The organism is Symbiopectobacterium sp. Eva_TO (assembly GCF_053848865.1).
The window spans coordinates 3,512,596-3,537,781 of sequence record NZ_JBSPEY010000004.1; the positions used below are offsets into that span (position 1 = coordinate 3,512,596).

The 25,186-nt window shown below is 52.2% G+C and carries 26 protein-coding genes; all 26 read left to right on the top strand.

Annotated features, from left to right (window positions below; genetic code table 11):
* Positions 1-46: 46 nt before the first annotated feature.
* The 26 genes from ACWWJF_RS20775 to ACWWJF_RS20900 all read left to right on the top strand — a co-directional run bounded on the left by ACWWJF_RS20775 (position 47) and on the right by ACWWJF_RS20900 (position 25,182).
* The gene (locus tag ACWWJF_RS20775) at positions 47-1,504 is read left to right on the top strand and encodes a glycosyltransferase family 2 protein (protein WP_455868386.1); all 1,458 of its coding nucleotides are present in this window, start codon (positions 47-49) and stop codon (positions 1,502-1,504) included.
* Positions 1,486-2,085 carry a hypothetical protein gene (locus tag ACWWJF_RS20780; RefSeq protein WP_455868465.1) on the top strand — a complete coding sequence of 200 codons (600 nt, stop codon included), beginning with the start codon at positions 1,486-1,488 and terminating at the stop codon, positions 2,083-2,085. Before ACWWJF_RS20775 ends, ACWWJF_RS20780 begins: the two co-directional genes overlap by 19 nt.
* Entirely contained in the window at positions 2,078-2,446 is a 369-nt protein-coding gene (locus tag ACWWJF_RS20785) for an HNH endonuclease (protein WP_455868387.1), read from the top strand. Before ACWWJF_RS20780 ends, ACWWJF_RS20785 begins: the two co-directional genes overlap by 8 nt.
* 182 nt (positions 2,447-2,628) lie before the next feature.
* Positions 2,629-3,120: a terminase small subunit gene (locus ACWWJF_RS20790; protein WP_455868388.1), complete on the top strand. Its 492-nt coding sequence runs from the start codon at positions 2,629-2,631 to the stop codon at positions 3,118-3,120.
* A gap of 2 nt (positions 3,121-3,122) precedes the next feature.
* Positions 3,123-4,781, top strand: a complete 1,659-nt coding sequence (locus ACWWJF_RS20795) for a terminase large subunit (protein WP_455868389.1) — start codon at positions 3,123-3,125, stop codon at positions 4,779-4,781.
* An 82-nt stretch (positions 4,782-4,863) separates the two neighbouring features.
* Positions 4,864-6,798 (top strand): phage major capsid protein, encoded by a 1,935-nt coding sequence (locus tag ACWWJF_RS20800; RefSeq protein ID WP_455868390.1) that lies wholly within the window; start codon positions 4,864-4,866, stop codon positions 6,796-6,798.
* A gap of 38 nt (positions 6,799-6,836) precedes the next feature.
* The gene (locus ACWWJF_RS20805; protein WP_455868391.1) at positions 6,837-7,004 is read left to right on the top strand and encodes a hypothetical protein; all 168 of its coding nucleotides are present in this window, start codon (positions 6,837-6,839) and stop codon (positions 7,002-7,004) included.
* Positions 7,004-8,362, top strand: coding sequence for a phage portal protein (locus tag ACWWJF_RS20810; RefSeq protein ID WP_455868392.1), 1,359 nt, complete (start codon positions 7,004-7,006; stop codon positions 8,360-8,362). Before ACWWJF_RS20805 ends, ACWWJF_RS20810 begins: the two co-directional genes overlap by 1 nt.
* Entirely contained in the window at positions 8,359-9,924 is a 1,566-nt protein-coding gene (locus ACWWJF_RS20815; protein WP_455868393.1) for a phage portal protein, read from the top strand. Before ACWWJF_RS20810 ends, ACWWJF_RS20815 begins: the two co-directional genes overlap by 4 nt.
* Positions 9,921-10,247, top strand: a complete 327-nt coding sequence (locus tag ACWWJF_RS20820) for a head-tail connector protein (protein WP_455868394.1) — start codon at positions 9,921-9,923, stop codon at positions 10,245-10,247. Before ACWWJF_RS20815 ends, ACWWJF_RS20820 begins: the two co-directional genes overlap by 4 nt.
* Before the next feature lie 9 nt (positions 10,248-10,256).
* A complete protein-coding gene (locus ACWWJF_RS20825) occupies positions 10,257-10,598 on the top strand; it encodes a phage head closure protein (protein WP_455868395.1) in 342 nt (113 codons plus the stop codon).
* Positions 10,591-11,040 carry an HK97-gp10 family putative phage morphogenesis protein gene (locus ACWWJF_RS20830; protein WP_455868396.1) on the top strand — a complete coding sequence of 150 codons (450 nt, stop codon included), beginning with the start codon at positions 10,591-10,593 and terminating at the stop codon, positions 11,038-11,040. The genes ACWWJF_RS20825 and ACWWJF_RS20830 overlap by 8 nt, the downstream gene beginning before the upstream one ends.
* A complete protein-coding gene (locus tag ACWWJF_RS20835) occupies positions 11,037-11,384 on the top strand; it encodes a hypothetical protein (protein WP_455868397.1) in 348 nt (115 codons plus the stop codon). Before ACWWJF_RS20830 ends, ACWWJF_RS20835 begins: the two co-directional genes overlap by 4 nt.
* Before the next feature lie 64 nt (positions 11,385-11,448).
* Positions 11,449-12,156 (top strand): immunoglobulin domain-containing protein, encoded by a 708-nt coding sequence (locus ACWWJF_RS20840; RefSeq protein WP_455868466.1) that lies wholly within the window; start codon positions 11,449-11,451, stop codon positions 12,154-12,156.
* A gap of 17 nt (positions 12,157-12,173) precedes the next feature.
* Complete coding sequence (locus tag ACWWJF_RS20845; RefSeq protein ID WP_455870482.1) at positions 12,174-12,548, top strand: phage tail assembly chaperone; 375 nt, start codon at positions 12,174-12,176, stop codon at positions 12,546-12,548.
* A 23-nt stretch (positions 12,549-12,571) separates the two neighbouring features.
* Positions 12,572-12,847, top strand: a complete 276-nt coding sequence (locus tag ACWWJF_RS20850; RefSeq protein ID WP_455868467.1) for a phage tail assembly protein T — start codon at positions 12,572-12,574, stop codon at positions 12,845-12,847.
* 65 nt (positions 12,848-12,912) lie between these two features.
* Positions 12,913-13,074, top strand: coding sequence for a YebO family protein (locus ACWWJF_RS20855; RefSeq protein ID WP_455868399.1), 162 nt, complete (start codon positions 12,913-12,915; stop codon positions 13,072-13,074).
* Positions 13,075-13,131: 57 nt separating this feature from the next.
* A protein-coding gene (locus ACWWJF_RS20860; RefSeq protein ID WP_455868400.1) for an IS3 family transposase occupies positions 13,132-14,300 on the top strand; the annotation gives its coding sequence in 2 pieces (ribosomal slippage) (positions 13,132-13,387 and positions 13,387-14,300; 1,170 coding nt in all).
* 231 nt (positions 14,301-14,531) lie between these two features.
* Complete coding sequence (locus ACWWJF_RS20865; RefSeq protein ID WP_455868401.1) at positions 14,532-14,786, top strand: hypothetical protein; 255 nt, start codon at positions 14,532-14,534, stop codon at positions 14,784-14,786.
* Between the two features lie 61 nt (positions 14,787-14,847).
* Positions 14,848-18,138 (top strand): phage tail tape measure protein, encoded by a 3,291-nt coding sequence (locus ACWWJF_RS20870; protein WP_455871187.1) that lies wholly within the window; start codon positions 14,848-14,850, stop codon positions 18,136-18,138.
* Positions 18,138-18,494 (top strand): phage tail protein, encoded by a 357-nt coding sequence (locus tag ACWWJF_RS20875; protein WP_455868403.1) that lies wholly within the window; start codon positions 18,138-18,140, stop codon positions 18,492-18,494. The genes ACWWJF_RS20870 and ACWWJF_RS20875 overlap by 1 nt, the downstream gene beginning before the upstream one ends.
* A 49-nt stretch (positions 18,495-18,543) precedes the next feature.
* Positions 18,544-19,296 (top strand): phage minor tail protein L, encoded by a 753-nt coding sequence (locus ACWWJF_RS20880; protein ID WP_455868404.1) that lies wholly within the window; start codon positions 18,544-18,546, stop codon positions 19,294-19,296.
* Between the two features lie 3 nt (positions 19,297-19,299).
* Positions 19,300-20,028, top strand: coding sequence for a C40 family peptidase (locus ACWWJF_RS20885; protein WP_455868405.1), 729 nt, complete (start codon positions 19,300-19,302; stop codon positions 20,026-20,028).
* Positions 20,012-20,617 carry a tail assembly protein gene (locus ACWWJF_RS20890; RefSeq protein WP_455868406.1) on the top strand — a complete coding sequence of 202 codons (606 nt, stop codon included), beginning with the start codon at positions 20,012-20,014 and terminating at the stop codon, positions 20,615-20,617. Before ACWWJF_RS20885 ends, ACWWJF_RS20890 begins: the two co-directional genes overlap by 17 nt.
* Before the next feature lie 56 nt (positions 20,618-20,673).
* A complete protein-coding gene (locus ACWWJF_RS20895) occupies positions 20,674-24,120 on the top strand; it encodes a host specificity protein J (RefSeq protein ID WP_455868407.1) in 3,447 nt (1,148 codons plus the stop codon).
* A gap of 84 nt (positions 24,121-24,204) precedes the next feature.
* Positions 24,205-25,182: a DUF6453 family protein gene (locus ACWWJF_RS20900; RefSeq protein WP_455868408.1), complete on the top strand. Its 978-nt coding sequence runs from the start codon at positions 24,205-24,207 to the stop codon at positions 25,180-25,182.
* The last annotated feature ends 4 nt before the right edge of the window (positions 25,183-25,186 follow it).

Here is a 25,186-nt window from a genome sequence, read left to right on the forward strand (position 1 = left end):
CCGAAAAATCAGCATTCAACCTGGTTGATTACTTATCGGAGAAAATATGCAGGTCATTATTGATAATGTTCCGTATGCGCCTGTCTGTCATCCTTCTGCCCGGATCGGAATTGCTATCTCTACGCACAATCGCGCTGACGTTCTACGTCGCGCCCTGACGCAACATCTGCAGTTTTTACCCGCTGGCGCGCGAGTGGTTGTTGTAGACGACGGGTCAAATCCTGCCGCTTCAGTACCCGCGGGTGTGCAACGGGTTCGCCATGAAACATCATTCGGCATTGTCGCATCGAAGAACGCCAGCCTGGCCGCGCTGATGGATGCCGGATGCGAACATTTGTTTCTGTGGGATGACGATGCGTGGCCGATCACCGATAACTGGCATGTGCCCTATATCGCGTCGCCAGAACCACATCTGGCTTATCAGTTTCTTGACCTGGCTGGACCAAGAAAGCTGAAAGATATAGCAGTGCTTTATCGCGATGATAAACACGTTGCTTATACCGGACAACGTGGCGTGATGCTCTACTACCACCGCAGCGCCATTGAAAAAGTCGGCGGATTCGACTGGATTTACGGGCGCGGCATGTACGAACACAGCGACCTCGCCATGCGCATACATAATGCCGGGCTGACTACCTGGGCTTTTGCTGATGTCGTGGGTTCAGAAAAGCTCATTCATTCTCTTGATGAATATGAACACGTTACTCGGTCAGTTCCTCGACCTGATCGCGAAGCGCTAGTTAAACGAAATGTAAAAATTCACAACGGGCGGCGCGATACGGGGTATGTCGGTTATGTCGAATACCGACGCCAGCACGACGTTGTGATCACAACATTACTGACGAGCCAACCTGACCCGCAGCGCGGTAGCAGAATGCAGCCTGACCCGGCGGCGCTTGAGGTATGGGCTAAATCAATTCAGGATGCTGACGCCGTAGTGCTGGCTGACCAACTAACCTCCACACCTGATGGCGCTCAACGGGTGACAGTTCCTGATGTTGCAATGAACGTCTATTTCCGCCGCTGGCTGCACGTCTGGCAGTACCTGCGTGATCACCCTGAATACCGGTTCGTCTGGTGTACCGATGGAACCGATGTCGAAATGCTGAGCGCGCCGTGGGATGACATGGAGGCCGGGAAGACTTACGTCGGCTCCGAACCGAAGACTTATGCCGATGTATGGGCGAAGCAGAGCCATCCCGAACGCATCTATCAGGCGTTCCTCGAAGGCCATCGCAACGACGTGATGCTTAACGCCGGGCTGCTGGGCGGAACGCGTGATGATGTTATGGCATTCGCTCACGGCATCATTCGCCTGTATTACCGAATCGAAAGCTATCGGTTCTGGAAGATGGAACAACCGGCGGCCGCAGTAGGCGACATGATCGCCTTTGGCATCGTTGCACAGTCATTTGCTGACCGGCTTATCACCGGCCCGCAGGTTCACACCGTGTTCAAGACGGATGGACTCGGTAAGGAGAATGCCTGGTGGAAACACAAATAAAGTTTGTTGTTGTTGGGCATCACTCAAGAGAGCCACAGGCGAGGGCACTGGCTTATCAAATCGGCCCAACTTCCCACGTCATGATTGACCCTGAGGATCATGGCGCAGCCTGGGGCCATCGTCGGGCGCTTGAGTGGGCCGCTGGGCTGGATTTTCGGGTGGTGATCATTGAAGACGATGCACTACCGGTTGCTGGGTTTGTCAATAAGGCTGCTGAATGGCTGAGCCGCTTCCCTGATTCTTTGTGCTCCTTCTATCTTGGCACCGGACGTCCGCCGCAATATCAAATGCAAATCGCCGAGAGGTTGATAGTGGCTGACAAGATGCGGGCAGACCACATCACGCTAACGCGCCTCATACATGGTGTTTGCTATAGCGTGCCGCCGCAGCATGTCGATCGCGTGCTGTCCCGCTGGGACAACAGCAAACCCGCTGATTACGCCGTGGGTGATGCATACGGTGGCAGCGTCATCTATCCCTGTTACTCATTGGTGGACCATGCCGATGGTGAACCGGTAGAGCGTCACCCTGATGCCACTGCACGCACAGAGCGCCGCAGGGCCTGGAGGCTACATGTCTAAATTGAAAACGTTGCAGCCGAGACTGAAAGCCATCGACACCCGCAGGATAAAGCCGGTCTTTGGCGAGCATAGGCGCGTGAGTGGCAGCGCTAGGGTAAGCCTGAAGCGGCGTATTTATGCGCGTGACGGTGGTCACTGCTGCATGTGTGATCGTGTTGTTGACCTGCACGATAGCGAACTGGATCACCGGGTGGCGCTGCAGTTTGGTGGCAACAATGGAGAAGCTAACCTTTGGACGCTCTGCATTGAATGTCACTCAGGCAAGTCAGCGCGTGAAGCCTCGACGGGTCAGCCTGATGAGGAGGCGCTGAAGCATTACATTCCCGACGATGGCCTGGGGCCGAACATCGTGGTGATCTGACCATCGTGACAAGGGTTCTCAATATCACTTCGCCATTGGCTGAGTTTGAAATCATTAAAAATAAAATGATATTTATTCTCATTTAACAATGAGGGGGGGGGGGTTGGGTGTTAACCTCGATCGCCTTGGGCACCGCACTCCCTCTCACGCACAGAAAAAATTCCCCTCTGGAGGGGGTAAACATGTTAACAGCACAAAAGCGTAAATTCGCTCTCGCGCTGATGTCCGGGATGTCCCAGAAAGCGGCGGCAATAAAGGCGGGATACTCAGAGAAATCCGCGCGGTCAAAGGGGTCGCAGCTTGCTAAAGACCCGGAGGTCATCGCGTTTATAAAGCGAAAAAAGAATGAAAAAGTCGACGTTGATGATGAACCCGCGTACCGCCGAAATGTTTATACCCCAGCAGTAAACGCGCCCGGAGAAAAAACGCCTCGCACGACATTGACGCCCAGTCAATTTGAAGACCCTCTGGCGTTTCTTAAGTGGGTGATGAATGACACGGGAAATGAAATTGAAACCCGGAAAGATGCAGCAAAAGCGATGCTGCCTTATAAGCATCCCAAGATGGGGGATACCGGTAAAAAGGACGCCAAAAGCGACGCGGCCAGAAAAGCAGCCAATAAATTTGCCGTCCCACAACCGCCTAAACTGGTGGTAAATAACCGCGAGACATAGCTATGCCTGAATGGACAACCGCCTGCCCTGACTGGGCCGAGCGCCTGAAAAAAGGTCAGTCGATTATTCCTGCGCCGATTTACCCGCAGCAGGCTGAAATAGCCCTCAACGTTTTCAGACAACTGAAGATTGTGGATGCACCAGGATCGCCTACTTTCGGTGAAGCCTGTGCGCAGTGGGTGTTCGATCTGGTGGCCGCATTGTTTGGTTCTTACGATGCTGAAACCGGACGTCGGCACATCACGGAAGTGTTTGTTTTGATACCGAAGAAGAACTCAAAGTCTACGCTTGCCGCCGGGATCATGATGACGGCGTTGCTGCTCAACTGGCGACAGGCTGCCGGATACACCATTATTGCACCGACGGTTGAGGTTGCCACTAACGCGTTCAATCCCGCCCGGGATATGGTGAAGCGTGACGATGACCTTGATGACCTGTGTCAGGTTCAGACCCACATCCGGACTATCACCCACCGCGGCACAGATACCACCTTGAAAGTGGTGGCGGCTGATCCCAATACGGTTTCGGGCATCAAGTCGGTTGGCACGCTGATAGATGAATTATGGCTTTTCGGGAAGCAGCACAACGCTGACGATATGCTGCGCGAGGCGATAGGTGGCTTAGCATCGCGGCCTGAAGGTTTTGTGATGTACACCACCACGCAGTCGAACGATCCGCCGGCCGGCGTGTTCAGACAAAAACTTCAGTATGCCCGCGATGTGCGCGACGGAAAAATAGTCGATCCACATTTCCTGCCCGTTATTTTTGAACATCCTCCTGAAATGGTGGCCAGCGGCGAACATCTGCTGGTGGAAAACCTTGCAATGGTTAACCCTAACCTGGGCTTTTCGGTGGATGAGAAATTTCTTTATCGGGAGTTCAGGAAAGCCAAAGACGCCGGGGAAGAGGAATTCCGCGGCTTTATGTCAAAACATGCCAATGTTGAAATCGGCCTTGCCCTACGCGCTGACCGCTGGGTCGGCGCTGATTTCTGGGCGCAGCAGGCGCATAAAGTCAGCTTTGAGGAAATACTCCAGCGCGCTGAGGTGATCACCGTTGGTATTGATGGCGGGGGGCTGGATGACCTGCTGGGCCTGTCGATGATTGGGCGGGATAAAACGACACGCGAGTGGCTGGCATGGAGTCACGCCTGGGCGCATATGATAGCGCTGGAAAGGCGAAAAAGTGAGATCCCGAAACTCAGGGACTTCGAAAAGGCGGGTGACCTGACCATCGTGAAACGGGTCGGAATGGATGTCGAACAGGTTGTTGAGTATGTGAGCCGTATTCAGGATGCTGACCTGCTGGATAAAATTGGTATTGACCCCTCCGAGGTCGGGCAGATCCTTGACGCCCTGAGCGCGGCAGACATTCCCGCTGAATCAGTGGTGGGTGTCAGTCAGGGATGGCGTCTTGGCGGCGCGATAAAAACGACTGAACGCAAGCTTGCGGAAGGCGTGCTTATTCATGGTGGACAGCCGATGATGGCCTGGTGCGTGGGAAATGCGAGGGTTGAACCGAAAGGCAACGCCATTCTGATCACCAAGCAGGCCAGCGGCAAGGGCAAGATTGATCCGCTGATGGCGCTGTTCAATGCCGTTTCCCTGATGGCCCTTAACCCCGAACCTGCAAAAAAAGATTACCAGGTATTTTTCGTATAACAAACACGTCAGTTAATGACCCGCTCATTACTGGGGATCCCTCAGCGCACAGGCGGGTTTTTTCATTTCTGGAGGACAGAAAATGACGCTTAAGCGCGCCTGTACCCTCATGACGGTGAAGTCGGTAAATGAGGATGATCGGATTATTACCGGCATCGCCTCCACGCCGTCACCCGATCGTGACGGTGACATCATGGAGCCAGAGGGGGCGAAATTCCGTAGTGACACGCCGTTCCTCTGGCAGCACGACCGCTCGCAACCTATCGGCACCTGCACACCAAAAATGGTGAAGGAAGGATTGCAGATCACCGCAACGTTGGTGAAACCAACGTCTGACATGCCATCGCCGTTGGTCGCCCGTCTCGATGAGGCATGGGCATCGATAAAGGCGGGGTTAGTCCGGGGACTGTCTATCGGCTTCCGGCCGATTGACTATTCCTTCCTTGACGAAGGGGGTATCCGCTTTTTGTCCTGGGACCTGCTTGAAGTCTCGGCTGTAACTATTCCGGCAAATGCCGAATGTTCCATCCAGACCGTTAAATCGTTCGATCGCCAGCTTCTCGCCGCGTCAGGCAATGAGAAGCCGGTAGTGAAAACCGCTAAAACCGCTGGCGCTACAGCAACCAATACCAAAAAAGGAATCAATTCGATGAATATCGCAGAACACATTAAGAGCTTCGAAGCGAAACGTGCGGCGCTGGCAGCCTCCCTTGATGAAGTGATGTCCAAAGCAGCCGAAGAGGGGCGAACGCTGGATGCTGAGGAAGAGGAATGCTACGACAACACCTCCGCAGAAATCAAATCTGTGGATGCGCACCTTAAACGTCTGCGCGACATGGAAAGCAATATGGCAGCGACCGCTAAGCCGGTTTCTAAAGCCGCTAATGGTGAAGTCACTACTGTTAAGGCCGCTACACCGGGGATTATCCGCGTCGACCAGAAGCTGGAGAAAGGTATCGCCTTTGCCCGTTTCGCGAAAGCACTGGCCGCTGCTAACGGCAGCCGTTCTGAAGCGCTGGAGATCGCCCGTAAACAGTATCCTGATGATGCGAAGCTTCACCATGTGCTGAAAGCCGCGGTGGGTGCCGGTACCACCACCGATCCTACTTGGGCTGGCGCGCTGGTGGAGTATCAGGAATATGCGCAGGATTTTGTTGAATTCCTCCGTCCGCAGACCATTATCGGTCGATTTGGCCAGGGTGGCATCCCGGCCCTGCGTCAGGTGCCGTTCAACATCCGTATTCCGGCGCAGACGTCCGGCGGCTCAGCGAACTGGGTGGGACAGGGTAAGGCAAAACCGCTGACTAAATTCGACGTTGAGTCGATCACATTCAGCTTTGCCAAGGTGGCGGCTATCGCGGTACTGACCGATGAGTTGATCCGCTTTTCCAATCCGGCCGCCGATGCACTGGTGCGTAACGCGCTCGCTGAAGCGGTCATTGCTCGCCTGGATACTGACTTTATCAACCCGGCAAAAGCTGAAGTTGCTAACGTTTCCCCTGCATCCGTCACTCATGGCATTGCTGCGATCCCGTCCACCGGCAGCCCGGATGAGGATGCTGCTGCCGCCTTTGGGGTTTTCGTTGCCGCTAACCTGCAACCAAACGGCGCGGTCTGGTTGATGTCCAGCACTACCGCGCTGGCGCTGTCCATGCGTAAGAATGCTCTGGGTCAGAAAGAATACCCTGACATGACGTTGCTTGGCGGTACCTTCCAGGGGCTTCCGGTCATTGTTTCCCAGTACGTTGGTAGCCAACTGGTGTTTGTGAACGCGCCGGATATTTATCTGGCTGATGATGGTGGCGTGGCGGTGGATATGTCTCGTGAAGCATCGCTGGAAATGGAAAGTGAACCCACCGGCGACAGCATCACGCCTGCCGGCACTGAACTGGTCTCCATGTTCCAGACCAACAGCGTGGCTATCCGCGCCGAGCGCTGGATTAACTGGAAGCGCCGTCGCACAGCAGCGGTAGCGGTTATTTCTGGTGTGAACTACAGCGCCAACCAGGGCAGCTAAACGGCGGAAGGAGGGCGGGGGAAACCCCGCCGTATTGCATGGCAAAAATCAGATATCTGCAACGTACCCATGCTCCCGTTCCGGGCGACGTGAAAGCCGTGGACAATCGGTGCGCAAAGGTGCTGGTGCTGCTTGGCAAGGCGGACTATTTCACCGGTGCGCGTACCGATGGCAAAAAGAATAAGCGAAAAGCGGAGAACGGCTAATGTGGAATCCTTTGCGGAGAAAACAGGGAAAAGAAAAAGCCCTGCAGCAGCCTATCAGCCGCGGAGGCTGGACGTCATTATTCGGCTTTATTCATGAACCCTTCGCCGGGGCATGGCAGCGTAACCTTGAAATTAATCAGGACACCGTGCTTTCTTATTATGCTGTATTCGCCTGCATCTCGCTGATTGCGAGTGATATCGCCAAGATGCCGCCACGGCTGATGCGTCGTGACTCAGGAGGGGTCATGCAGGAGGTAAAAGCAGGAGACATTCCGGCACTGTACAAAAGACCCAATGCCTTTCAGAACCGAATACAGTTCTTTGAGCACTGGCTGAACTCCAAGCTGTGCCACGGGAATACGGTGGCGTTAAAAATACGTAATAACACCGGAAAAATTACCGAACTCAGGCTGCTGGACTGGAACAAGGTTACTCCACGGGTGGCGGATGATGGTTCGATCTTCTACCAGATAAACCCGGACAATATGGCCGGAATTGAATCGTCGGTTACAGTCCCTGCTCGTGAGGTGATACACGATCGCTTCAATTGTCTTTTCCACCCGCTCATCGGTTTATCTCCTCTTTACGCTGCTCGTCTGGCGGCGATGCAGGGACATCACATACAGGAAAACTCAGCTTATTTTTTCCGTAACGGCGGAAAGCCAAGCGGTGTGATTGAGGTGCCCGGGTCCCTAACTGAAGAGAACGCCAGAAAAATTAAAGATAACTGGGATACCGGATATTCCGGAGAGAATGCTGGGAAGACCGCCATTCTGAGTAACGGTGCTAAGTACAACCCGACAACGGTATCAGCTGCTGATGCGCAAACCGTCGAACAACTGAGCATGACAGCACAGATCATATGTTCCGTGTTTCATGTCCCGGCCTATAAAGTGGGTATCGGTGATCTCCCCACGCACGACAATATTGAAGCGCAGGACCAGCAATATTATTCGCAGTGCCTTCAGTCGCTCATTGAGTCGATAGAGTTGCTTCTGGATGAAGCCTTTGATCTCGATGGCGAAACGGGAACTGAGTTTGATGTAAATGCGCTGTTGCGTATGGACAGCGAGCGCCGCATCAAATCTCTCGGGGAGGGCGTGAAAAATACCATTCTGACGCCAAATGAGGCGCGCAAGAGTGAAAATCTGCCGCCTTTACCCGGCGGTGATGCGCTGTATCTTCAGCAGCAAAACTTCAGCCTTGAAGCACTGGCCCGGCGTGATGCTTCTGATGATCCGTTTGCTAAATCCGTTGCCGACAGCCGTACGACACCTGACGAATCAGGCGGGAAGGCGATGTCTGAATCTGAACTGACAGCGGCAAAAGCCATGATAAGAGGATTGTTAGCCAAATGAATGAACGTGAACTTTCCCTTATCAGGGCGCTGGGGGAGGAATTTTCTCAGGCACTCGGCGAGCTACGTGGATCTTTCAGAAAAAGCCTCAGCGACCATCAGCAGGCAACGGAAGAGAAGCTGAGCATGCTCGCTCAGGAGGTTGCGACCCTGAGGGATTTTCCGGCGCCAGATTTTTCCACCTTGCTTGCCGATGCGGTGGCATCTGTTCCGGCTCCCGAAATTCCTCAGTTGCCGGATATCGGCGCTATGGTCAGTGCGGCCGTAGCGGAAATCCCAGCACCGCAGGACGGCAAAAGCGTGACAGTGGATGAGATCCTTCCTGTTTTGGAAGACCTTGTCAGCAAAGCCGTTGGTGAAATACCCGCGCCGAAGGACGGTAAAGACTACGATCCGGCTGTGCTTATGCAGGCCGTTGACGATGCAGTCAGTGCGGCCGTAGCGGAAATCCCAGCACCGCAGGACGGCAAAAGCGTGACAGTGGATGAGATCCTTCCTGTTTTGGAAGACCTTGTCAGCAAAGCCGTTGGTGAAATACCCGCGCCGAAGGACGGTAAAGACTACGATCCGGCTGTGCTTATGCAGGCCGTTGACGATGCAGTCAGTGCGGCCGTAGCGGAAATCCCAGCACCGCAGGACGGCAAAAGCGTGACAGTGGATGAGATCCTTCCTGTTTTGGAAGACCTTGTCAGCAAAGCCGTTGGTGAAATACCCGCGCCGAAGGACGGTAAAGACTACGATCCGGCTGTGCTTATGCAGGCCGTTGACGATGCAGTCAGTGCGGCCGTAGCGGAAATCCCAGCACCGCAGGACGGCAAAAGCGTGACAGTGGATGAAATCCTTCCTGTTTTGGAAGACCTTGTCAGCAAAGCCGTTGGTGAAATACCCGCGCCGAAGGACGGTAAAGACTACGATCCGGCTGTGCTTATGCAGGCCGTTGACGATGCAGTCAGTGAAGCCGTAGCCGCCATCCCAGCACCGCAGGATGGTAAAAGCGTGACGGTAGAAGAAGTCAGGCCAGTGTTGCAGGAACTTATTACGGCGGTGATGCCGGAAATTCCTGATGTTAACGCTCTCATCAGTGAGGCAATCGCAGAGATTCCCACGCCGGAACCTGGCAAACCCGGTGAAGATGGCCGTGATGCGCTTGCACTGGAATTACTGACTTTTATTGATGCGTCAAAAAGTTACCCACGGGGGTCTTATGCCACCCATAACGGTGGACTCTGGCGGGCTTACGAGAAAACTCACGGGACACATGGCTGGGAATGCATAGTCGATGGTGTGTCAGGCGTTGATATCAGCATGGATGGTCTGCGCCACTTTATTGTCACTGTTAACCGTGCAAGTGGAGCCAGCGAGAAAAAAGCTTTCGATGTACCAGTTATGGTGTACCGCGGCGTATTCAAATCAGGCGACGAATATCTGCCCGGCGATACGGTCACATGGGGGGGTTCACTCTGGCATTGTGATACCAGGACTCAGGATAAGCCTGGTGAGACCGGTTCTTCCGGATGGACGCTAGCTGCGAAGCGTGGGCGAGACGGGAGGGATAAAACGTGATTGAGTTTGTGACGTTGTCACAGGTAAAAGAGCACTTGCGCATTGATGATGACTCCAGTGATGACGATCTGCTTCTGAAAATTCAGTCCGGTAGCGCGGCGATCCTGTCTTATATCCAGGGTAGCCGGGAACGGGTTGTCGAAGGTAATGGCCGCCTGGTTGAAGGGGAGCCACTAAAGAGAGTACAGGCAGCGCTACTGGTATTACTTGGATACCTTGACCGAAACCGCAACGGAGAAGAGGAAGAGAAACTAAATCAGGGGGAACTCCCGCTCTCTGTGACGATGCTGATTTACGATCTCCGACGACCAACGATTATTTAGGGAGGAATTATGTTGGCAGGACGGTTACGCCACCGCGTCACCCTCCAGAACTTCACCACAACCCGCGATGCTGGTGGTCAGCCTATCAAGACGTGGTTTGATGCTGCTACTGTGTGGGCCGAGGTTGCACCTATAAGCGGGCGTGAGCGGGTGGCTTCTGGTGTGGTATCTGCCGAGGCGACGATCCGCGTGTGGATGCGTCACCGCCGTGATGTATCGGCGGCGTCACGGTTACTGTGCCTGAATGGGCCGTTTAAAGGCTTAACGCTGGACATTATCGGGCCACCTATTCCAGACGGTAAGTGCACTCGGTTGGAAATATTGTGCAAGCAGGGGGTGAAGCGTGATTGATTTTGGTCTTGATTTCTCCGGCCTGAACGATATTGCCAGAGATTTGGAAAAGTTGAGTCGGGCAGAAAACAACAATGTGCTGCGTGATGCCACTCGCGCCGGTGCCGAAGTGTTGAAGGAGGAGGTTATCGCACGCGCCCCGGTTCGCACCGGGAAAATGCGTAAAAACGTTGTGGTGGTTACTCAGAAATCACGGCGAAAGGGAGAAATCTCATCTGGCGTGCATATTCGCGGTGTGAATCCCCGAACGGGTAACAGCGACAACACCATGAAGGCGGAAAACCCGCGCAATGCCTTTTACTGGCGCTTTGTCGAAATGGGTACGTTGAATATGCCTGCGCATCCTTTTGTCAGACCAGCATTTGATGTCAGGCAAGAGGAAGCCGCTAACGCCGCCATTGCACGCGCAAACCGCGCTATCGATGAGGTGCTGAGTAAATGACCGAAACCGATATTCACCCACTGATAGCCGGGATAGCAAACGGTAATGTTTATCCGTACATCATTCCGCTGAATAACGAGGGTGAGCCAGCGATTTCCCCACCGTGGGTGGTGTTCTCGTTTGTGTCGCAACCCTCCGCTGATGTGTTATGCGGCCCGGCAGAAACTACCTCATCTATTCAGTTTGATGCTTACGCAAAAACGATGGCGCAGGCGCGTGAAATTTGTGGCACTGTTATTGTTGCTTTGTCACCACTTGGCCCCGGCGAACAACTGAAAACACACGGCTACGACACTGAAACGGCACTTTATCGCGCAACGGTAGAATTACAGTTCGTTGATTAACCCCACCCTAACACCCGTTCACCATCAACCCGCCACTGCGCGGGTTTTTCTTTTGGAGAAAGCTATGTCAGCCCTTTATGAAAAATCACAGAAGACGGTAATTAAAATCTCGTCTGCGCCGACGACCGCTGAAGATATGGCATCAGCGACATACATTGATTTAACCTGCACCATCAAAGAAATCCAGTTCACCGGGGGCCAGAAAAACGACATTGATGTCACCACGTTGTGCTCGGATGAACAGGAAAACATTAACGGTCTGCCCGCCCAGTCTGAAATTTCGCTGAGTGGCAACTTCTACCGCAGTCCGGCGCAAGATGCGCTACGTGATGCCTATGACAATGACACCCGCTATGCGTTTCAGGTGATCTTCCCGTCTGGCAACGGCTTTCAATTTTTGGCTGAAGTACGCCAACATACCTGGTCATCGGGTACTAATGGCGTGGTAGCGGCTACGTTCTCTCTGCGTCTGAAAGGCAAGCCGACAAACATTGTGCCGACGCCATTGGCGTTGACAACCAATCTGCCCGCCACAAAATCAGCAACGGCTGGATCGGCATTAACGTTAACGGTAGCGGCCAGTGGTGGCATAACGCCATACACCTATAAGTGGAAGAAAGGCGGTACCGTAGTGAGCAGTCAGACAGCCGCGACATTCAACAAGGCCAGCGCGGTAGCCGGTGATGCGGGTGTTTATACCTGTGAGGTGACAGATTCGGCACTATCGCCGGTTACCCTCACATCCGCATCCTGCACCGTCACCATTAGCTAACCCGGAGCAACAACCGCATGGCAAAGAAAAGCATTAAATCGCTGGCGCTGGCTCCCGGTGCTGGCTTTCTCACGAAGGCTATCGAGGTGCCAGAGTGGGAAGGGGTGAACGTCACTCTACGGGAACCCTCCGCAGAGGCGTGGTTACGTTGGCAGGATGCTGTGAAAACCGGCGATGACAGCGAAGTGTTATCTGTATCTGAACGCGCCCGCCGTCATCTTCACGCCGATGCCACGCTGTTTATCGATATTCTGCGTGATGAAGAGGGTGAACCTGTGTTTTCAGTCGATAATCTCGAAGAGGTGGAAAGCGTTTATGGTCCTGTACATAGTCGCTTGCTGCGTCAGGCGCTGGACATCATCAACGACGCGGAGGTCGCCAAAAAAAAGTAACTCAACCTGGCATGCAGTTTTTGATGGCGCTGGCGCTCCGACTTGGGCGCACGCTGTCAGAAATGCGTCAGACGATGACAGCCAGCGAGTTGATGATGTGGATTGAGTACGACAAACTTTCCCCCATCAGTGATGCTCGGGGAGATATTCAAACGGCGCAGATTGTCAGTGCTGTTTGGGGTGCGCAGGGGGTAAAAGTGGCTCTGACTGACGCTATGCTTGACTGGTCAGGCAAGGAAGAGGAGGACACTGACCCGTTTGGCAATCTGGAGGCGTTTCTTTCTCAGGCTGCGAGTTAAGTAGATCCCCATGCTAACTGGTGTTAGGTTGTAACCACCTGTTACTTAAGATATGGGGATTTTAAATGAGTACCTCCGGATGGATTATAGTTTTTCTGATTGCCCGAATTATAGACTTGTTTATCTGGTATCTGTTAAACCGTAGTAGCGTTAGAGCCAATGATCAGATAAAAATCTTACAAGAAATAAATGAAAAACAATCCGCGCAAATTGTAGTGGCACACTGATACTGGCCACCTGATCGGAGGTGATATGCTCACCTCATCAACACGACAGGTGACCTCATGGGTAAACATTTTACGGCGGAATTTAAGCTCGAAGCCGCAAAGCTGGTTGTCGACCACGGCTACACATACGTTAAGGCCGCAGAGGCGGTTAATGTCAGCCATTCTGCCATTAGTCGCTGGGTCAATAAGCTTCGCCTTGAACGACAGGGAAAAACGCCAACGGGACTTCCTCTTACCCCTGAACAGCTCGAGCTGCGTGAGATGAAGAAAAAAGTCCAATGCCTTGAAATGGAGAACGAAATCCTAAAAAAGGCTACGGCGCTCTTAATGTCGGACTCACTCAACGGTTCACGGTAGTCGACAGGCTGAGGGCGCGATACCCGGTCACGGCGTTGTGCCAAACTTTTGAGGTACATCGCAGCAGCTACAGGCACTGGCAGGCTTCCGCTAATGAACCCGACGGTGAGCGCGTGGTTAAGTGTAGTCGCGTCATGGAAGCCTGGAACGCCAGCGGCGGCTCTGCCGGCGCTCGAAGTATCGCGACCATCGTCACCGGCAGCTCTGGTGTCAAAATGGGGCGCTGGCTGGCTGGCAAGCTGATGAAGGAGCTGGGTATCGCTAGCTGCCAGCGACCGGCTCACAAATACAAACGCGGCGGCAATGAACACGTTGAAATACCGAACTATCTCAACCGCCAGTTCGCGGTTACCGCGCCGGATCAGGTCTGGTGCGGCGATGTGACCTACATCTGGACGGGCAAATGCTGGGCTTACCTTGCGGTGGTGCTAGACCTGTTCGCCCGCAAACCGGTGGGCTGGGCTATGTCGACGTCGCCGGACTCGGCGCTGACAGTTAAAGCGTTGCAGATGGCCTGGGAACTCCGGGGACAACCAACAGGAGTCATGTTCCACAGCGACCAGGGCAGCCACTATACCAGCCGTCAATACCGGCAAGCCCTGTGGCGCTGCCGGATAAAGCAGAGTATGAGTCGGCGGGGTAACTGCTGGGATAATGCGCCAATGGAGCGGTTCTTCCGCAGCCTGAAGACAGAATGGGTGCCGACAAAGGGTTACAACAGCTTCAGCGAAGCCCAGGACGCGATTATCCGCTACATCACGGGGTATTACAGCGCTATCCGGCCTCACTGGTATAACGGCGGCTTAACTCCAAACGAATCTGAGCGACTGTTCTACATACAGTCTAATGCGGTGGCCAATATTAGTTGACCACTACAAATCAACATTATCATCGATAAATCTAAATAACTGTTCTAAATAATTCTCCACTCTTGTCTCGCCCTTGTAAGACAAAGGATTGGATCACGGCTTTGTTGAATAAACAGATTTTATGCTGGCAGCCCAGTAAAACGATTGTTTCCAGCAACGTAAAATCATGCAGTTAAGCATCATGAGAAAACGGAATGCCTAAGGTGACAAGCATTTTCTGCCAAAAAGAGTATGGCAAAACAGCATGATTCCCTATTATTCAACAAAGCCTCAAAGCGTCATAAAATTTATATTATTATCAGGTGCGCCGTAAAACCCCGTACTTTAGGGCGGGGAGGATGTCAAGATTGTAAAAGCTGCACAGTTAAGTATTTGGGCACTGGTGATACGTTAGAACAAATGAAAAAATCATCGCCAGATAAAAGCATGGCACCAATTGTAGGAGAGTCAATTGCATACTATGTTGGATTAGAAGCCTGTAAATAACACATTGATAATCGATACAAACCCGCCCAGTGCGGGTTTTTTATTGCCCGGAGAAAATAAAATGGCAACCCTACGCGAATTGATTATTAAGATTTCTGCCAACTCTCAGTCTTTTCAATCTGAAATTAATCGCGCTTCGCGTATGGGGTCAGATTATTATAAAACCATGCAGAATGGCGGGCGACAAGCGGCGGCGGCATCGCGTGAAAGCCAGCGCGCATTGGCAGAAGTGAATGCACAGCTTGCCTCTGTAAAATCTACGGCGCTGGGCATGACGAGTGCATTGGCTGGTGCATTTGCTACCGGGCATCTCATTAACCTTGTCGATCAGTGGAATATGGTCAATGCGAGGCTTAAACAGGCGTCGATATCGACGCAAGACTTCACCAGTAATCAGGCCGCGTTGATGGCACTTAGCCAAAGAACGGGTACCGCTTTTGCAGATAATGCAGGGTTATTTGCCCGCTCAGCCGCTTCATTGCGTGAATACGGTTACTCATCGCAGGACGCGTTAAAGGTTACCGAAGCATTGGCTACCGGCCTTAAACTTTCTGGTGCGGGTGTTCAGGAATCCAGTTCTGTTATTACCCAATTCAGCCAGGCATTGGCACAGGGTGTGCTGCGTGGTGAAGATTTTAACTCTGTAAACGCAAATGGTGATCGCGTTATTCGTGCGCTGGCCGCAGGGATGGGGGTGGCGCGCAAAGACCTAAAGGCAATGGCTGACCAAGGACAGCTAACCGCTAATAAAGTTGTGCCAGCCCTAATCAGTCAGTTGGGCGCAATGCAAAATGAATTTGCGGCAATGCCAGCCACTGTTGGCGGATCAGTAACTAAAGTTCAAAACGCTTTTCAACAATGGGTGGGCGGGGTTAATCAGACATCCGGTGTGACGGCCACCCTGTCAGGAACACTGGATTCGTTAACCGATAATATTGATGGTGTAGCGACCGCTGCCGGTGCGCTGGTGGCTGTTGGTGCCGCTCGTTACTTTGGGAATATGGCGTCAGGCGCATACAGTGCTACGGCTGGGTTAATTTCTGCTGCAAAAAGCGAGGTGGCATTAGCTGAAGCACAATTACGAGGGACTCAGATTGCTACCGCTTGCGCCAGGGCTGCCGTTTATCGCGCACAGCAGGCGTTAATCGCGGCGCAGGGGACGGAAGCACAAGCAGCGGCAGAAAAGCGGCTGGCGGCAACACAAACAGTCTTAACGCGAAACATCACAGCGAGAACAGCGGCACACACCGCGTTAAATAGTGTCACTGCGGTTGGTTCTCGTCTTATGGCTGGAGCTCTTGGGCTTGTTGGTGGTATTCCTGGCTTGATTATGCTGGGTGCTGGTGCCTGGTATATGTATTATCAAAACCAAGAGCAAGCCCGCCAATCTGCTATTCAGTATGCCAGTACGCTTGATGACATTGTTGCCAAGTCAAAAGAAATGAATGTTGTGCAACTCAAAGGGGCTATTGCGGATTCTGGTAGCTCGATTGATGCGTTAAAGGCAAGACTCAGTGAGTTAAAAGATGCTCAAGAAACCGCTGCTGCAGAAGTAGAAAAGTATAATAAGCACGCAAGGGCCGTTGGCGGTGATGGTGGTGGTTATGCTGTAAATGCGGCCAACGCTCAGCGTGAATATGAGAAGGCGAGCCGCGATGTGTCAGATGCAACTGAACAACTCAATAATGCCATTGCTAATCAATCACGCCTTCAAGATGAGTTAAATAATAAAGTTTCTGTTTCATCGGCTGTTTTTCAAAAGATACAGCGTGAATTAGTCAGTACTTATAAATTAGCGGAAGGTGTTGCAGACGCGATGGCAATAACCGTTCAGTTCATGGATGAGTTGAACAGTAAAAAGGTAGGTGGCGTTACTCAGCAAATAGAGAATGAGGCATACACAAAATATATTAAGCAGCAGCAAGAGAGCCTTGAGTTGTTACGCAAGGAAGGGATTGAACGTGCAAAATTAAAAGCCATTCAGGATGCAACGAAGAGAGGGGCGTTGAAGGTAGACACGGCAGGGAGTGTTGCTACTGGTCAAGATGCTCAGATTGAAAGGATTCAGGCTAATGCCGTAGAGGAATACCATCTTCAGCAGGCAGGGAAGGATAGAAATAAAAAGTCATCACTGCAAAAAACCGAAGATGCTTACAAACGCATTAATGAGCAACTGAGGGAACAGCTTGCATTAGATGGGCAATCTTCTGAGTTAGCTAAGATGAAATACAAAATTTCTCAGGGGGATTTGGCAGCAATATCGGCAAAGCATAAAGCCGAGTTGCTTCATAATGCAGATCTTATTGATCAGGCAGAAATACGGAAGAAAGCTACTGAATACGAGAATGGGTTGATTGATTCAAATGCCAATGCAAAGGCAGCTAACGACGCTAACCTTGTCGGTTTCGGCGAGGGTTCCCGCGTTCGTGAGCGTATGCAGGAAATGATCAGCATTCGCCGCGAGTTTATCCAGAAAGATGATGAGCTACGGCGTCAGCATCAGGCTGGTGAAATTGATGACGAATTTTTCAATCGAGCCATTGCCCTGAATAAGCGCTATCTGGATAAACGTCTGAATGACCAGCAGATGTATTACACCTCATTGGATGATCAGCGCAATAACTGGATGGGGGGCATGCGTGATGGTTTTGCCGATTGGGCTGATGATGCCACCGATTATGCAACTCAGGCGTCACAGGGCATGAAAACGGCGATGAGTGGTGCCGTTGGCTCCATCACTGAAATGCTGAACGGCAATAAAAATAGCTGGAAGGACTGGGGTGTTAGCGTACTGAAGATTATCCAGAACGTGCTGGTTAATATGGCGGTGGCAAACGCAGCTCAATCTGCCAGCGGTGTTTTTGGTAGCTTGTTTAGTGCCGGGGCATCAGCGTTTTCCGGTGCAGCGTCGGCGTCAAGCAATGCTTTTACAACTGGCGCATACAACAATCTTTCGTTCAATGCTCAGGGGGGTGTTTATCAATCACCGTCGCTCAGTGCCTACAGCGGTGGTGTGTACAGCACGCCTCGGTTGTTTGCTTTTGCTAAAGGGGCTGGAGTGTTTGGTGAGGCCGGGCCGGAGGCGATTATGCCACTGACTCGTGCTGCAAATGGTTCGCTCGGTGTCAGGGCGATCATGCCGGATGTTTCAGCGTTGGGCGGCGGTGCTCCTCAGGTGACGGTAAATATTTCCAGCAACGGGCAAGTAAGCCAAACGTCAACACCGGGTTATGAACAGTTTGGGCGTGAAATAGGTCAATTTGTCGATCAGCGGTTTCAGGTCCTGTTGCAGAAAGAAATGGGGCAAGGAAAAAGTCTGAATGCAGCAATGAAAGGAAGGAGAGGGGGATAATGGCTATCGAGACATTCACCTTCTGTCCCCGCGTCAATCCAGAGGGGGCATTTACACAGCGAACCCGATCGATACAGTTCGGTGACGGGTACACGCAGCGGGCAGGCGATGGGATTAACGGCGAGTCACAAAGCTGGCCGTTAACGTTTGTTGGCGATGATGCCCATATTCAGCCAATTATTGCATTTCTGCGTCGCCACAAGGGGTATATGTCGTTTCGATGGGTGAACCCGCTTGCTGAGTTAGGGCTGTACTGCTGCCCTGATGGATTTAACGTTACCGCATTGGGTAAAAACAGCCGTGGCGATCAGGTATTTCAACTCACAGCAACGTTTGTGACGGCCTACCATCCGTAAACCTCATTAAGTATCTCATCAAGACTAAATACCTTATTACGGGATTTTTATGTCATTAAATACTGACTCCCAAAAACTGGAGCCGGGCGATCGCGTGCGCCTGTTTGAAGTGGATTGCACGGCATTTGATGGCCCGGAACTGTATTTCCACAGTCATCCCATCGCTCATACCTCAGAGGAAATTGAGGCGGCGGGTGACGATGAAGCAAAGATACTCGCCAAATCGATCTGGTGGCAGGGCAAAGAATACAAAGCCTGGCCCACGCAGGTCGAAGGGCTGGAAATGACCAGCGATGGCAGTGCCCCGACGCCCACACTGGCGGTGGGTAATATCGATGGCACCATTACGGCGCTCTGTCTGGCTTATCAGAATCTGGCACAGGCCACGGTGCGTGTTCACACCACGTTTGCGCACTATCTTGATGCGCGAAATTTTCCTGAAGGTAACGCCGATGCCGATCCAACGCAGGAGCGGTTAGAAGTCTGGTATATCGACAGCAAAACCGCAGAAGACGACGAATCAGTCAGCTTCAAATTGTCATCCCCTGCAGACCTGCAAGGCATCATGATCCCCACCCGGCAGATACACAGCCTGTGCACCTGGTGCATGCGTGGTCAGTATCGGGGGGCATCCTGTGGCTATACCGGCACAAACTATTTTGATGCAGAGGGTGATCCTGTTAGCGATCCGGCGTTGGATGAATGCTCAGGGTTGCTATCGACCGGCTGTAAGCCGCGTTTTGGTGAAGATGCTGAATTACCTTTCGGCGGTTTCCCCGGCTCCGCGCTGATTAAGAGGTGAATAGTGAAACTCAGCAAATTAATCATTACAGAAGTACTGGCCCACGCCGAGCACGTCTATCCGTACGAAGCATGTGGACTGATTGTGCAGAGCGGCCGGAAACAGCGCTACGTGCGCTGTCGCAATCAGGCGCTGGAGCCGGAAGAGCATTTCACGATGAACCCGGAGGATTACGCGGAAGCAGAGGATAGCGCGACCATCATTGCCATTGTTCACAGTCACCCTGATGCGACCACGCAACCGAGTCATGTTGATCAGGCTGAATGTGATGTGTCACAACTGCCTTGGGTTATCGCCAGTTGGCCTGAGGGGGATATTCGCACCATTATGCCTACGGAGGGTATCAAGCCGTTGCTGGGGCGTCCTTTTGTGCATGGCATCTGGGATTGCTACGCCATTGTGCGTGACTGGTATCTGTTGGAGCGAGGCATAACGCTGCCCAATTTTGAACGTTCAGATGGATGGTGGAACCGTAGCGAAGACCTTTACATGAAACATTACGCCGAGGCGGGATTTACTGCTGTCAATGGTGAGCTACAACCCGGTGATGTCATCATTATGCAGGTGAGAGCCAGCGAGCCAAACCACGCAGGGATTTATGTCGGCAGCGGTGAAATGATCCATCACATGTACAACCAGTTGAGCCAGAAAGTGCCCTACGGCGGCTACTGGCTGGACAGGACCATAACCCGCCTACGTTATACGGGAGGCGTTAATGTCGGTAGCCATTGAGTACCAACCCCTGAAAACCATCCGCCTCTATGGCGTTCTGGGCGCAACGTTTGGTCGCGTTCATAAACTGGCAGTAGAAAGCCATCAGGAAGCTATCAAGGCGCTCAGCGTGATCATCCCCGGCTTTGAAAAGTTCCTGCTGATCAGCAAGGCGCGGGGGTTAACTTACGCGGTATTTGACGGTAAGCGGAATCTTACTCGTGATGAGTTGGATTTTACTATCAGCCATGAAATCCGTATTGCTCCAGTAATTATTGGGAGCAAAAAGGCGGGATTGTTTCAAACAATTTTGGGGGCGGTTCTTCTGGCCGCAGCTATATGGAACCCAGCCTCATTAATACCCGCTAAAGCACTTCTTTCCGTTGGCGCAATGGGCGCATCGATGATGCTTGGCGGCGTGGTGCAGATGCTAACCCCTGTTCAGGGGGGTCTTGCCATGCGCGAATCCCCTGACAACAAACCGTCCTACGCATTCGGCGGACCGGTCAACTCCATCGCTCAGGGTAATCCGGTGCCCATCCTGTATGGACGTCGCCGAATCGGTGGCGCAATTATCTCAGCGGGTATCTACGCAGAAGATCAGCAGTAATCATTCCGTTCACTTCTTAAGCCGTTCTCAGCGGTTTTTTTATTTCTGGAGCATTCATGACGATTCATGGTCGTAAAGGGGGCGGCGGTAATGCCCGGACGCCGGTTGAGTCGCCGGATTCTATTCAGTCTACGTCCTACGCAAAAATCCTGCTGGCGCTGGGGGAGGGTGAATTTAGCGGTGGGCTGGATGGTTCGCGGGTTTTTCTGGACGGTACGCCGATCACTGATACCAATGGCAACGCAAACTTTTCAGGCGTGACGTGGGAGTTTCGTTCCGGCACGCCCGATCAATCCTATATCCCCGGTTTCCCCGGCGTTGAGAATGAAATTACCGTCAGCACAGAATTAACCAGCCAGACAGCCTGGGTGCGTTCGCTCACCAATACCCAACTTTCCGCTGTGCGTCTGCGCTTTTCGTGGTCTGCGCTCCAGCAACAACTGGATAACGGCGATGTAGTGGGTTATCGCATTGAGTACGCGATTGATGTGGCTACGGACGGTGGCAGCTATCAGGAACTGCTGAAAACAGCGGTCGACGGTAAGACTATGACGAAATATGAGCGCAGCCACCGTATTGACTTACCTGATGCAACAACCGGCTGGCAAATCCGCGTGCGTCGCATTACGCCGAATTCAACGAGCAACCGCATTGCCGATAAAATGGTCATTGATGCCATCACGGAAGTCATTGATGCGAAATTACGTTACCCGGAAACTGCGCTGCTGTTTGTTCAGTTTGATGCGAAGCAGTTCCAGAATATCCCGGTGATTTCCTGTGAGCCTAATGGGCGTATTATCCGCGTTCCCTCAAATTATGATCCGGTAGCCCGCACTTACAGCGGGGCATGGAACGGCACCTTTAAATGGGCGTTCACCAATAACCCGGCTTGGGTGTATTACGACATCCAAATCAGCGATCGCTTTGGTCTTGGCAACCGCATCAAGGCTGAAAATCTCTCGGTTTCGAAGTGGACGCTGTACCAGATTGCGCAGTATTGCGATCAGCAAGTTCCAGATGGCCGTGGCGGTGTCGGCACCGAGCCACGTTTTTTGTGCGACGTATATATCCAGTCACAGGAAGAAGCCTGGACCGTGCTTAACGATCTGGCTGCCATTTTTCGCGGTGCCACGTTCTGGGGTAATAACCAGATGAACGTCATTGCCGATATGCCGCGTGACATTGATTACATCGTCACGCGCGCCAACGTGAAAGACGGGAAATTTACTTACAGCAACGCCAGCGAGAAAACTCACTACAGCACAGCGATGGTGTCCTGGTCCGATCCCGAAAACGGTTATCAGGATGCTGTTGAAGCCGTCAATGATAACAAGCTGGTTAAACGTTACGGGATTAAACAGGCCGAAGTGACGGCGATTGGTTGTATTCGCCAGACGGAGGCGATCCGCCGTGGTAAATGGATTTTGCACACCAATGATGCGGACCGGGCCATTGCGTACACGATGGGGCTGGATGGCGATATTCCTGTGCCTGGCTCAATTGTAGGTGTGGCTGATTCATTACTGGCAGGACGTCCATTAGGGGGGCGTATCAGCGCGGTTGACGGGCGTAACATCACGCTCGATCGCGTCTCTTCTGCTGCCGTTGGTGAGCGCTTGATTGTCAATCTGCCTAGCGGGAAAGCAGAAGGGCGTACCATTGAGGCGGTAAACGATAAAATCATTACGGTCACAACAGATTACAGCGAAACGCCGATCGCAGAATCTGTCTGGGCGATAGATGCCACTGATTTAGCTTTGCAACTGTACCGTATTGTTGGTGTGGCCGAGGCGGATGGCGGTCTGTCATTCGATATCACCGGCGTCGAGTATGACCCGGACAAATGGGACAAGATTGATAACGGCGCGCGCATTGAATCGTGTCCGATCAGCGTTATTCCTCCTTCCGTGCAACCCGCACCTGCAAATGTCGAGATCGGTAGTTACAACACGGTCGATCAGGGCATAAACATGACGACATTGCGGGTGACGTGGGATCGGGCTGAAAGTGCCATCGCGTATGAAGCGCAATGGCGACGGGATAACGGCAACTGGATAAATGCAGCGCGTACTTCTGCGTTGGGTTTTGAAGTCTCTGGCATTTACGCCGGACAATATCAGGCGCGTGTCCGGGCAATCAATGCGGCTGAAATCTCCAGCATGTGGGCCAACGCGCAGGAAACCCGGCTTAACGGCAAAGAGGGCAACCTGCCTGCACTGGCGAGCTTCACCACAACGCCACTTGTTTTCGGTATCCAGCTGAACTGGAATTTCCCCGCTGACACTGACGATACACTGAAAACGGAAATTCAGTATTCCCCGACGAGCGACGGGCAGAATGCGCTGTTACTGTCTGATGTGGCGTATCCTACGCGCACCTATCAACAAATGGGGCTCAGCGTAGGCCAGGCGTTCTTTTACCGTGCCCGCATTGTTGACAAGTCTGGCAATCAGGGACCGTGGACGAACTGGATACGCGGAGGATCCAGCACAGACGTAAGCGATATTACGGATGTGATTGTGGGTGAAATCACTGAAACCGACGCATGGAAATCTCTGGTCGGTGAGGTTGAGAACAATACCCAGCAAATCTCGGGTGGCATGCTGAACAGCATTGAACAGGCTAAAGCCATTATCCGTAACAGCCTGGCGAACGACGCTGAAACACGACGCTGGCGCGCGCAGAACGGCGACCGGGTGGCAGAAATCACCGAAACGCGGGCTGCAATTGCAAATGAAGTCGAGTCCAGGACAATTGCGCTGCTGGAAATGCAGTCAAGTATTGGTACCACTAACAGCAATTTGACCCGGCTGGAACAGACGGTGACCACGCTGGATGCGACCACAGCGCAGCAGCTAACCCACCTCAACAGCCAGATGACCGATCCTGTTACTGGCCTGACCGCAAATGCATCGGCGGTGGAGGGGCTGCAAACCGCTGTCACCAGCATTGATGGGCAGCTTACGACGCAAGCCACACAGATTACGCAACTTACCTCAACGGTTAACGGCGTCACGACCGAAATAAGCGATATCAGGAGTATCGTTAATGCTACGGATGCGCAGCTGTCGGCCTATCGCACACTGCGCATTAAGGTTGATGCGAATGGGCGCCAATATGTTGCGGGTATGACGCAGAGCATTGAGGACACGGACCAGGGTATGCAGTCGAATACCATTTTTCTGCAAGACCGATTCTCGATCATGAATGCGGCTGGGGGAAATCCGCAATTAATATTCACCACGCAAGGCAATCAGGTGATTATTAATTCTGCGGTTATTGGTGAGGGCACAATCACTGACCTGATGATTGGTGACGTCATCAAGTCGAAGACTTTGGGGGCGGGCGGAAAACCTCTCTGGCAACTTGATAAAAATACCGGGATGACCATGACAGGCAAGAGCACAACCAGCGGATATTTAACGCTAGACGGCAATGCACTCCAATATTTTGATAACACCAACGCAAGGAGAATTCTTCTTGGTGGCGTGTTGGCACTTTAGGGCTATTTTGATATGTTTGAAGTCTATTCCAAAATGCTAGGGCGGAATTTTTCGCTATACGAGAACAACAGAACGCTATCGTTTTTGGGTAGGGTAAAAAATGATGCTGAGTGGAATACGATACCACGCAAGCCTAGCCTCAACTCCAAACTAATATATTTGATGATAGTGCCAATTACCGTAGGAAGCGGATTTGGAAATAATACATATGCCACACTGGCAAATATTGACTTGTCTAGTAATCGTGAGCAGATTCGCTTTACTTGGTTTGAAATGACGAGCAGCGAGGATCCATTTTATAAGGCTGGGCCGATACCATCACCAAACTCAGGTCAAATAACTATTGATGTCTATGAGATTGATGGCAGTGAATCAGGAACCTATGGGCTCGTGCTTCAAAACTCCACGGACTATCTATCCATAACGGACGCAAGCCGACTCGGTTGTTGTGTGTGGGTTTACAGTGGGAATATTCAGAGCGGCTTTTCTATTCCATCCAACATCCCTGGCTACGAAAGCTGCATAATATTTACGAACTGGAATGATAATGGGTGCGTACTAAGTTTAGATGAAGAAAAACGCGTTCGTATTTATTCATCAGAATTCACCTGGAACCCGACCGTGGAGCGAACCAACTACGATTTGAACATCAAAATTGTTGCGTTCTCTAGCGGGTTCACGATCCCGCTCACAGGTTTTGAGGCGGGTTTATTGATCTGGAATGAAAACGGCGTTCTCACCTTCTCCTCAGACTACCCTCCAGTAAAGGTCGCCAAATTCGTTGATTATAGCGGTACGGGATCATTCCTGAACCGAGTGATAGACCTCGGAGGGGAAGGGTACATGGTCCCAATTACCAAGTCTATTGGGGGGCTGTATCGCAGCTATATCCAGCGGGAGCGCTTTGCGGCAGTCGGTCTTAGTATGAGTGGAAGGAATGTAACGATAAGAAAATCGGTCGAGCTGATGGATTATAACGGACACAATACTTTTTCAAACCCATCAATTCTTGTTCCGAACTACCCTTTTCCCATTCTTCAGGCGAGTGATTATTTCGGCTAGCCTC

What these genes read in the sequence shown, in the direction of transcription:
- ACWWJF_RS20845 (WP_455870482.1), top strand. Translation starts at nt 12,174, where the DNA reads ATGGCAAAGAAAAGCATTAAATCGCTGGCGCTGGCTCCCGGTGCTGGC.
- ACWWJF_RS20800 (WP_455868390.1), top strand. Translation starts at nt 4,864, where the DNA reads ATGACGCTTAAGCGCGCCTGTACCCTCATGACGGTGAAGTCGGTAAAT.
- ACWWJF_RS20785 (WP_455868387.1), top strand. Translation starts at nt 2,078, where the DNA reads ATGTCTAAATTGAAAACGTTGCAGCCGAGACTGAAAGCCATCGACACC.
- ACWWJF_RS20855 (WP_455868399.1), top strand. Translation starts at nt 12,913, where the DNA reads ATGAGTACCTCCGGATGGATTATAGTTTTTCTGATTGCCCGAATTATA.
- ACWWJF_RS20895 (WP_455868407.1), top strand. Translation starts at nt 20,674, where the DNA reads ATGACGATTCATGGTCGTAAAGGGGGCGGCGGTAATGCCCGGACGCCG.
- ACWWJF_RS20850 (WP_455868467.1), top strand. Translation starts at nt 12,572, where the DNA reads ATGGCGCTGGCGCTCCGACTTGGGCGCACGCTGTCAGAAATGCGTCAG.
- ACWWJF_RS20810 (WP_455868392.1), top strand. Translation starts at nt 7,004, where the DNA reads ATGTGGAATCCTTTGCGGAGAAAACAGGGAAAAGAAAAAGCCCTGCAG.
- ACWWJF_RS20870 (WP_455871187.1), top strand. Translation starts at nt 14,848, where the DNA reads ATGGCAACCCTACGCGAATTGATTATTAAGATTTCTGCCAACTCTCAG.
- ACWWJF_RS20890 (WP_455868406.1), top strand. Translation starts at nt 20,012, where the DNA reads ATGTCGGTAGCCATTGAGTACCAACCCCTGAAAACCATCCGCCTCTAT.
- ACWWJF_RS20795 (WP_455868389.1), top strand. Translation starts at nt 3,123, where the DNA reads ATGCCTGAATGGACAACCGCCTGCCCTGACTGGGCCGAGCGCCTGAAA.
- ACWWJF_RS20835 (WP_455868397.1), top strand. Translation starts at nt 11,037, where the DNA reads ATGACCGAAACCGATATTCACCCACTGATAGCCGGGATAGCAAACGGT.
- ACWWJF_RS20805 (WP_455868391.1), top strand. Translation starts at nt 6,837, where the DNA reads ATGGCAAAAATCAGATATCTGCAACGTACCCATGCTCCCGTTCCGGGC.
- ACWWJF_RS20775 (WP_455868386.1), top strand. Translation starts at nt 47, where the DNA reads ATGCAGGTCATTATTGATAATGTTCCGTATGCGCCTGTCTGTCATCCT.
- ACWWJF_RS20840 (WP_455868466.1), top strand. Translation starts at nt 11,449, where the DNA reads ATGTCAGCCCTTTATGAAAAATCACAGAAGACGGTAATTAAAATCTCG.
- ACWWJF_RS20880 (WP_455868404.1), top strand. Translation starts at nt 18,544, where the DNA reads ATGTCATTAAATACTGACTCCCAAAAACTGGAGCCGGGCGATCGCGTG.
- ACWWJF_RS20865 (WP_455868401.1), top strand. Translation starts at nt 14,532, where the DNA reads ATGGCAAAACAGCATGATTCCCTATTATTCAACAAAGCCTCAAAGCGT.
- ACWWJF_RS20790 (WP_455868388.1), top strand. Translation starts at nt 2,629, where the DNA reads ATGTTAACAGCACAAAAGCGTAAATTCGCTCTCGCGCTGATGTCCGGG.
- ACWWJF_RS20815 (WP_455868393.1), top strand. Translation starts at nt 8,359, where the DNA reads ATGAATGAACGTGAACTTTCCCTTATCAGGGCGCTGGGGGAGGAATTT.
- ACWWJF_RS20825 (WP_455868395.1), top strand. Translation starts at nt 10,257, where the DNA reads ATGTTGGCAGGACGGTTACGCCACCGCGTCACCCTCCAGAACTTCACC.
- ACWWJF_RS20875 (WP_455868403.1), top strand. Translation starts at nt 18,138, where the DNA reads ATGGCTATCGAGACATTCACCTTCTGTCCCCGCGTCAATCCAGAGGGG.